Origin of the sequence: Acrocarpospora pleiomorpha (assembly GCF_009687885.1) — a bacterium.
GTDB classification, from domain to species: domain Bacteria; phylum Actinomycetota; class Actinomycetes; order Streptosporangiales; family Streptosporangiaceae; genus Acrocarpospora; species Acrocarpospora pleiomorpha.
On the sequence record NZ_BLAF01000065.1, the window covers coordinates 53,208 to 61,458 of the forward strand.

7 protein-coding genes are annotated in these 8,251 nt (G+C 70.8%); 2 read left to right on the top strand and 5 right to left on the bottom strand.

The window, feature by feature from the left end; all coding sequences use genetic code 11:
• The first annotated feature begins 9 nt into the window (after positions 1-9).
• Entirely contained in the window at positions 10-2,568 is a 2,559-nt protein-coding gene (locus Aple_RS40645) for a glycosyl hydrolase family 18 protein (protein WP_155350102.1), read from the top strand.
• Between the two features lie 132 nt (positions 2,569-2,700).
• On the opposite strand, the gene Aple_RS40650 is transcribed toward Aple_RS40645, so the two are convergent.
• Positions 2,701-3,219, bottom strand: a complete 519-nt coding sequence (locus tag Aple_RS40650; RefSeq protein WP_155350103.1) for a TetR/AcrR family transcriptional regulator — start codon at positions 3,217-3,219, stop codon at positions 2,701-2,703.
• A gap of 2 nt (positions 3,220-3,221) precedes the next feature.
• Between Aple_RS40650 and Aple_RS40655 the strand changes: the two genes are divergently transcribed.
• Complete coding sequence (locus tag Aple_RS40655; RefSeq protein WP_155350104.1) at positions 3,222-3,914, top strand: NADPH-dependent F420 reductase; 693 nt, start codon at positions 3,222-3,224, stop codon at positions 3,912-3,914.
• A gap of 34 nt (positions 3,915-3,948) precedes the next feature.
• On the opposite strand, the gene Aple_RS40660 is transcribed toward Aple_RS40655, so the two are convergent.
• The 4 genes from Aple_RS40660 to Aple_RS40675 form a co-directional block, all read right to left on the bottom strand.
• Positions 3,949-4,884, bottom strand: a complete 936-nt coding sequence (locus Aple_RS40660; protein WP_155350105.1) for a hydroxymethylglutaryl-CoA lyase — start codon at positions 4,882-4,884, stop codon at positions 3,949-3,951.
• The gene (locus tag Aple_RS40665) at positions 4,881-5,663 is read right to left on the bottom strand and encodes an enoyl-CoA hydratase/isomerase family protein (protein ID WP_155350106.1); all 783 of its coding nucleotides are present in this window, start codon (positions 5,661-5,663) and stop codon (positions 4,881-4,883) included. The genes Aple_RS40660 and Aple_RS40665 overlap by 4 nt, the downstream gene beginning before the upstream one ends.
• Positions 5,664-6,914, bottom strand: coding sequence for a CaiB/BaiF CoA transferase family protein (locus Aple_RS40670; RefSeq protein ID WP_155350107.1), 1,251 nt, complete (start codon positions 6,912-6,914; stop codon positions 5,664-5,666).
• A partial coding sequence (locus tag Aple_RS40675) for a hydantoinase B/oxoprolinase family protein (RefSeq protein ID WP_174889942.1) occupies positions 6,911-8,251 on the bottom strand: 1,341 nt, incomplete at its 5' end. The genes Aple_RS40675 and Aple_RS40670, both read right to left, overlap by 4 nt.

Genomic DNA, 8,251 nt, shown 5'->3' on the forward strand with positions numbered 1-8,251 from the left:
GTTCCCCACGTGCGCAGACTCGTTTCTCTCCTCCTGGGACTGGTTGTCACCGCCGTCCTGGCCAGCACACCCGCGCACGCGGCCTCCCGGCTCATCGCGACCTTCAGCCTGTCGGGCAACACCGGCACGTTCGTGGTCGCCAATCCGGGAACGGCCGCGGTCAGCGGCTGGTCGATCATCTTCGACCTGCCCGCAGGGGTCACCGTCAGCAACGCGCAGCACGCCACGACCACGCAGACGGGGACGCGGGTCAAACTCACCCCGGCGTACTACATCGCCACCCTCCAACCCGGGCGGAACACCGAGCCGTACAGCCCGTCGTTCACCCTCAGCTCCCCGGTCAGCCCAACCTCCTGCACGATCGCGGGCGCGGCCTGCGACGGCAGCGGCGACCCACCTCCGCCGCCGCCTCCGGTCGTGGCCGAGTACACCGTGACCGGCACCTCTGCCACCTTCGTCATCACCAACAACGCCGCGACCGCGCTGACCGGCTGGTCGATCGTCTTCGACCTGCCCGCCGGGGTCACCGCGAGCAACGCCCAGCACGGCTCGATCAGCCAGAACGGGCGTACGGTCACCCTCACCCCCGCCCACTACAACGGAACAGTCCAGCCCGGTCGCAGCACCGAGCCGTACAGCCCGTCGTTCACGCTCAGTACGGCGGGCGCGCAGGCGACCAACTGCCGGATCAACGACGTGAACTGCGACGGGTCCGCCGACACGCCGCCCGGCGCGCCCGGCAACCTGACCTCGCCGGTCAAGACCACCCGGACGGTCACGCTGGCCTGGACGGCGGCGACGCCGGGCAGCCTGCCGATCACCGGCTACGAGGTGTACGGCGGCCCCGCCACGGTGACCGCCACCGGCACCTCGGCCACCGTCACCGGGCTGAACCCGAACACCGCCTACACCTTCACCGTCAAGGCGAAGGACCGGAAGGGCACGCTGTCGGCCGCCAGCGCCGCGCTGAACGTCCGTACCAACAATCCGGCCGATGACACGCAACCGCCGAGCGCGCCGGGGAACCCGCGGAGCACGGCCAGGACCTCCGGGAGCGTCACGCTGGCCTGGACCGCCTCCACCGACAACACCGGCGTCGCCAACTACGACGTCCTGGTGGGCGGCACGGTGGCCACCACGGTCATCGGCACCACGGCCACGGTCACCGGGCTCTCGCCGTCCACCGAATACACCTTCACGATCAGAGCGCGCGACAGCTACGACAACCTGTCCGCGGCCAGCGCGGCGGTGAAGGCGACCACCGCCGACATCGTGGAGACCGGGTACGCCAGGGTCGGATACTTCGTGCAGTGGGGCATCTACGGGCGGCAGTACTTCGTCCGCAACCTCGACACCAGCGGGGCGGCGGCCAAGCTCACCCACCTCAACTACGCCTTCGGCAACATCGACCCGGTCAACCTGACCTGCCTGCAAGGGGTGACCAGGGGCACCACGGCCAACCCGCAGGATCCCAACCAGGGCGACGGCGCGGGCGACGCGGACGCTGACTACGGGCGTCCGTTCAGCGCCGCCCAGTCGGTGGACGGGGTCGCCGACACCGGGTGGGAGCCGCTTCGCGGCAACTTCAACCAGCTCAAGAAGCTCAAGGCCAAGCACCCGAATCTGAAGGTGCTGATCTCCCTGGGCGGCTGGACCTACTCCAAGTACTTCTCCGACGTGGCCGCCACCGACGCCGCGCGCAAGAAGTTCGTCAGCTCCTGCATCGACATCTACATCAAGGGCAACCTGCCGGTCGCGGGCGGAGCCGGTGGGCCGGGCACGGCGGCCGGTATCTTCGACGGCATCGACCTGGACTGGGAGTGGCCGGGCGCGGAAGGCCACGCCGGCAACCACGTCAGCCCGGCCGACAAGGCCAACAACACCCTGCTGATCGCCGAGTTCCGGCGCCAGCTGGACGCGCTGGGCGCGCAGACCGGCAAGCGCTACCAGCTCACCGCCTTCACCCCGGCCGACCCGGCGAAGATCGCCGCCGGCTGGGACCTGCCGCAGGTCGCCAAGTCCCTGGACATCTTCAACGTCCAGGGCTACGACTTCCACGGCGCGGGCAGCGACAACTCCTGGGAGCCGAACAGGACCGGGCACCAGGGCAACCTCTACGCCGACACCGACGATCCCTACAACTTCCACTTCAGCGTGGAGAACGCGATCAACGTCTACACCAACGCCGGGGTCAGCCCACGGAAACTCACCATCGGCCTGGCCTTCTACGGGCGGGGCTGGCAGGGCGTCCCCGACGGCGGAAAGTTCGGCGAATGGCAGACCGCGACCGGGGCGGCCCCCGGCCAGTTCGCCGAGGAGGCCGGCACCCGCGGATACTCCAACCTGGTCGCCGCAGTCCCCGGCTGCACCGTCCGGCATGACGAGCAGGCGGTCGCCACCTTCTGCCACACCGGCAACGGCGGGCAGTGGTGGAGCTTCGACGACGCCTGGTCCATCGGGAAGAAAACCGCCTGGCTGCGAAGCAGGAACCTGCTCGGCGCCATGATCTGGGAGATGTCCGGCGACACCGGCACATTGCTGACCGCCGTGGACACGGGCCTACGGTAGACCTTCTCGTTCTGGTACGGCGACGAACCCGTGCGGACCGTTCGCCACCGAGCGTTGAGCTAGCGAAGAAGGCCCCGGGTCCCAGCGGATTCGGGGCCTTCCGCATCAGCCGCGACGTTCACCTTTGAGGGGTTACGGGGTGGTGAGTGCGGCGAAGGCTTCGTCGGTGATGGTGGCGAGGGGGATGCGGCCGTCGGTGGCGACCCAGTGCTCCAGTGCGATGTTCAGGCAGTCCAGGGCGGCTGCCACGCGTACATGAGAGGCCAGGAGGGTCGAGTCTGTGGCGCGTGCGGTGAGGATTTTCACCAGGCCGGGGCGCCAGCTGGCCTGCTTTTCGCGGAGGCGGCTGCAGAGGGCGGGCGTGGTCTGGGTGAGGCGGAGCAGCACGAGGCTGTCGGCGGGATCACGGGAGAAGTACTCGATGTCGGGATCGACAGTGCGTCGCAGCGCTGTCCAGTCGTCTTCGTCGGCGGGCCGGGCGCGTAGGGCGTCGGCCTTCCGGTCGCCGAGGGGGTCCAGGGCGCCGAGGACGACGTCCTCTTTGGTGCCGAAGTAACGCAGGAAGGTGCTGCGGGATACCCCGGCCGCTGCGGCCAGGTCGTCGAAGGTGGCCTCCTCGAAGCCTTTGCGGCAGAACAGGCCGAGCGCCACTTGTGGCGCGCCTCGCCGTCGCCGCCGGCTGGAACGTCGTCCTCAGCAACTCGCGCGGTCCCGAGACCCTTGGCGAGTTCGTCGCGGAACTCGGCGAGCACGCGCGGGCGGCCACTCCCGCCGAGGCCGCCGAGGCCGCCGATCTCGTCGTGGTGGCCGTTCCGCTCCACGCCTACGACCGGCTGCCCCGTGAAGCGCTGGCCGGCCGAACCGTGATCGACACCCTGAACTACTACCCGCAGCGTGACGGGCAGATCGCAGAGCTGGATTCCCGGGAACTGACCTCCAGCGAACTCGTGCAGCGCCACCTGGCCGGCGCTCGGGTGGTCAAGGCGCTCAACAGCATCGTCGCCAAGCAGCTGTCCTCCCTGGCCCGACCGGTCGGCGCTCCCGACCGCAGTGCGCTGCCCATCGCCGGGGACGATGCGGCAGCCAAGGAGCAGGCAGCGGAACTGCTGGACGCCCTGGGCTACGACGCGGTGGACACCGGCAACCTCGCGGACAGCTGGCGCAGCGAGCCCGGCACCCCGCTCTACTGCGCGCCGTACTTGGGGGAAGGGCCGACCGGGCTGACGCCGCAGGAGTTTCAGCAGTGGTGCTTTGAGACGCCCGGAGTTCCCGCGCCCGCGCAGCGGATCAAGGAACTGACCGATGCGGCTGTGCGCGGACGCGGACCCGTCGGCGGCTCGTTGTAGGCACCATCGCCACGCTTCGTCCTCCGTCTCCTGCTCAACAGGCGGACGGCGTGAGGGCCTGGACCGTACGTGAAGGACTCGGGCGGTTCAGGTGTGCGGCGAGCCAGGTGCTCGTCTCGACCAGCTTGTCCAGGTTCACGCCGGTGTCGATGCCGAGCCCGGCCAGTTGCCAGAGCAGGTCCTCGGTGGCGAGGTTGCCGGTGGCGCTCTTGGCGTAGGGGCAGCCGCCGAGGCCGCCGGCGGACGCGTCGACCGTGGTGACGCCGCGGCCGAGCGCGGCGAGGGTGTTCGCCAGGGCCTGGCCGTAGGTGTCGTGGAAGTGCACGCCGATCCGTCCGATCGGCACCCCGGCGCCCACCAGGGCGTCGAGCAGCGCGGTGACCCGGCCGGGGGTCGCGACGCCGATCGTGTCGCCGAGGCCGAGCTCGGTGCAGCCGAGTGCGAGCAGCCGCGTCGCGACCGCGACGACCTGGGGGATCGGCACCTCGCCCTCCCACGGGTCGCCGAAGCACATCGACAGGTAGCCGCGTACGCCCAGACCGGCCTCGCGGGCGCGGGCGACCACAGGGGCGAACATCTCCAGCGACTGGGCGACGGTCCGGTTCAGGTTGGCCCTGGCGAAGGACTCGGTGGCGCTGGCGAAGACGGCGACGTCGGTGAGCCCGAGACCGATCGCCCGGTCCAGGCCGCGTTCGTTCGGGACGAGCGCCGGGTAGCGCACGCCGTCGCGCCGCTTCACCCGGCGCAGCACCTCTTCGGCGTCGGCGAGCTGCGGCACCCATGTCGGGTGCACCAGCGAGGTGGTCTCCACGACGGTGTGCCCGGCGTCGGCGAGCCGTTCGATGAGCTCGACCTTCACCTCGACGGGCAGGATCGCGGCCTCGTTCTGCAGGCCGTCCCGTGGCCCGACCTCCCAGATCGTTATCCGGCCGGGCAGGCTGGGCAACGGGTCGACTCCGTAGCGGCTCACCCTTGCTCCTGGCGTGAGGGGAACTCGGGTGATCGTCGGGCGGCGAAGGCCGCCAGGCCTTCCCGGGCGTCGGGCGAGGTGAACGCCCGCTGCCCGTAGAGCGCTTCGGCGTGGAACGCTTGGTCGAGCGGGAGGTCGCCCAGGCGCAAGACGGCCTCTTTGATCGTCGCGACCGCGGTGCCGGACAGCCCGCCGATCCGGCGGGCCCACGCGAGCGCCGTCGGCAGCACCTCCTGCGCCGGTACGACGGCGTTGAGCAGGCCCATGCGCAGCGCTTCCGCGGCCGGGACGCGCTCGCCGAGCAGCAGCAACCGCATAGCCCAGGCGTACGGGATCTGCCGGGTCAGCCGGGCGAGTGTGCCCCCGGCCGGCACCACTCCGACGCCCGGCTCGGGAAGGCCGAACTCGGCGTCCTCGCTCGCGACCCGCAGGTCGGTGGAGAGCATGATCTCGAACCCGCCGCCTAGGCACAGGCCGTTGACCGCGGCGATCACCGGCTTGAACAGGCTGGTGTGCTTCTGGTGCGCGCCGTCCCAGCGGGAGATGTCGAACCGCCCCTCGGCCAGCGCGGGGATCGACTCGCCCAGGTCCGCGCCGACGCAGAACGCGCGTTCGCCCTCGCCGGTGAGGACGGCCGCGGCGATCGTGTCGTCGTCCCGCACCCGGGCGAAGGCGTCGGCGAGCTCGTCGTACATGGCCAGGGTCAGCGCGTTGAGCTTGGCGGGACGGGCGAAGGAGATGATGGCCGTGGCCCCGTCCCGCTCGAAGCCGATGGTCAATCAGATCACCCCCGCGGTGCGGAGCTCGGCGATCCGCTCCGGGGAGAGGTCCAGTAATCCCCGCAGTACGGCGTCGGTGTGCTCGCCGGGGCGCGGCGCGAGCGTACGCGGCCGGGCGGGGGTGACGTCGAGCTTGATCGGCTGGCCGAACATCCGCAACGGCCCGAAGTCTGGGTACTCGACGTCGACGATCATGTCGCGCGCGGCGATCTGTGGATCGTCCACCACTTCCGCGATGGTCCTGACCGCACTCAGCGGCACCTGGTCGCCGGCCAGTTCTTCGAGCTCGGCGCGGGTGCGTGACGCGAACCAGTCGAGCAGAAGCGGACGAACCCGGTGGGAGTAGACATCGGGGTCGAACCGCTTGGCCATGGTGTCGATCTCCGGGTCACCGGCGAGTTCGGGACGGTCGAACATCATGCACGTCAGCCGCCAGAACTTGTCGGTGTAGCCACCGAAGAAGACGTACCCGTCCTTGCACGGGTACAGCTCGTACGGGCGTACGAACGGGTGCTGGTTGCCCAGCGGCGTGGGCACCTCGCCGTTCACCGTGTACGACACGACCGCGTTCTCGGTCAGCGACAGCACCGAGTCCTGTTGCGACACGTCGACGAGCTGGCCCTGGCCGGTGCGTTCGGCGTGCCGCAAGGCGGCCAGGGTGCCGATGACGGCGTACAGGGTGGCCGACAGGTCTCCGATGATCGTGCCGACCCGGACGGGGGGCCGGTCGGCGTAGCCGTTCATCGACCACAGGCCGCCGGTGGCCTGCGCGGAGTTGTCGTAGGCCGGCCTGCTCCGGTACGGCCCGGTCTGGCCGAAGCCGGAGATGGCGGTGTAGACCAGGCGGGGGTTCTCCGCGCGCAGGACGGCGGGCCCGGTGCCGAGCTTGTCCATGGTGCCAGGGCGGAAGTTCTCCACCAGCACGTCGGCCCGGCGTACGAGCTGCTTGAGCAGGTCTTGCCCGTCGGGCGTCGCCAGGTCGAGGGTGAGCCCGAGCTTGCCGCGGTTGTACTGCGCGAAGAACGCGCTGAACGTGCTCCCGTCGGCGGCCTGCAGGTGAGGGGGGAAGTCGCGGGCGTAGTCCGGGTCGGTCGGCCGCTCGACCTTGATCACCGTCGCGCCGAGGTCGGCGAGGATCATCGAGCAGAACGGGCCCGCGACCACCCGGGTGATGTCCAGCACCACGACCCCGGCGAGGGGCCCGCGGTCCGCCGGGGCGGGGTCGTCGCCGTCCCAGGTCTCGGCGGTCATCGGGCGGACACCGCCTCCGGAGCGGCCACGCGCACTCTGGTCTCCAGCAGGGTGCCGCAGGACGGGCTGATGAACTCCTCCAGCAGGACGGCGGGCTCGCCGGACCGGGGCCGGATCCGGACGCCGAGTTCGGCGAGGCGTTCGGCGGCGGGGCGGGTCTGGATCACGGCGTCGTCGTGCCAGTCGTCGGCGGTGCTGATCAGGGCGCCGCTGGCCGGGCAGTACCAGTGGCCGTCCGCTCCCAGGTGGGGGACGGATGCTCCGGCGACGCCGATCATCGTGTCCCGGACCTCCGCCGCAGGGGGAGTGCCGCCCAGCCGTTCGGCGCGGAGCGCGTCCCTGCGTGCGGCGGTCGCGGCGAGGTCGGCGTGGTCGCCGTCCAACACCACGCCGTAGACGCTCTCGGCCACGGCCGCGGTCACGTAGCCGTCGCCGACGTCCTGGGCGACCCGCGCCGGGTCGCGCAGCAGGGGGTCGCCGTAGCCGCCTCCGCCGGCGATCCATTGGACGAAGACGTCGCCGTGCCGGACGGTGAGATCGTATTGGTTGATGTCCAGCAACTGCTTGGTGGCCGCGGTGAGGTTCTCGTCGGTGGGGATGGCGCCGTCGGACATGAGCTGCCAGACGTCGGTGTCCCGGCACAGCAGGTGGCCGCTGCCGCCGCCGGGCAGACCGCCGCCGTAGCCGTCGGCGGGCACCTGAGCGCTGGGCGCGAACACGGTCTGGGTCACCTGGCTCGCCCCGTGCAGCGTCCAGGCGAACTCATGCCCGAGGCCGCCCCGGTGCGCGCCGTGGCCCGCGCTGGCCGGGGCCAGCCGCTTCCACAGATACAGCACCGGGTAGAGCATCTCGTTCATCTCCACATCCGGCAGCATGTTGTTCATCTGCGTCATCATCCCGGCGCAGTCCAGGCCATCGGCCTCGGGCTGGGCGCCGGCTCCCATGCCGCCGCCGTCCATGTTGAACAGCACGAAGTACTCGCCGTCCTCGCGGGTTCCGGCCGAGATCCCACCGGTCCAGGAATCGGCCCAGACCCCTTGCGTACGCTCCCGGAGCACCGGATCGGCACTGCCCCGGCACGCCTGGTTGAACAGCTTGACGATCAGCCTGCTCACCCGGGCGCCGGTGGTCAGGTGGCCGTTGCTGATCGGCGCCGGCGGGCGCGGGTTGACGATGCTCCCCGGCTCGGCGACCACCTCGAACGCCGTCATGACCCCTTCGTTGAACGGCACGTCCCACGCCAGGATCGGCACGACCGCGGTGGCCACGCTACCCACCAGGGCGCCGTAGCTGCAGTTGACGAACCCGTCGGTCTGCGGGCTGGACCCGGTGAAGTC

Excerpts from the sequence above, each read along its gene's own strand:
- Aple_RS40670 (WP_155350107.1), bottom strand. The coding sequence starts at position 6,914 with ATGACCGCCGAGACCTGGGACGGCGACGACCCCGCCCCGGCGGACCGC.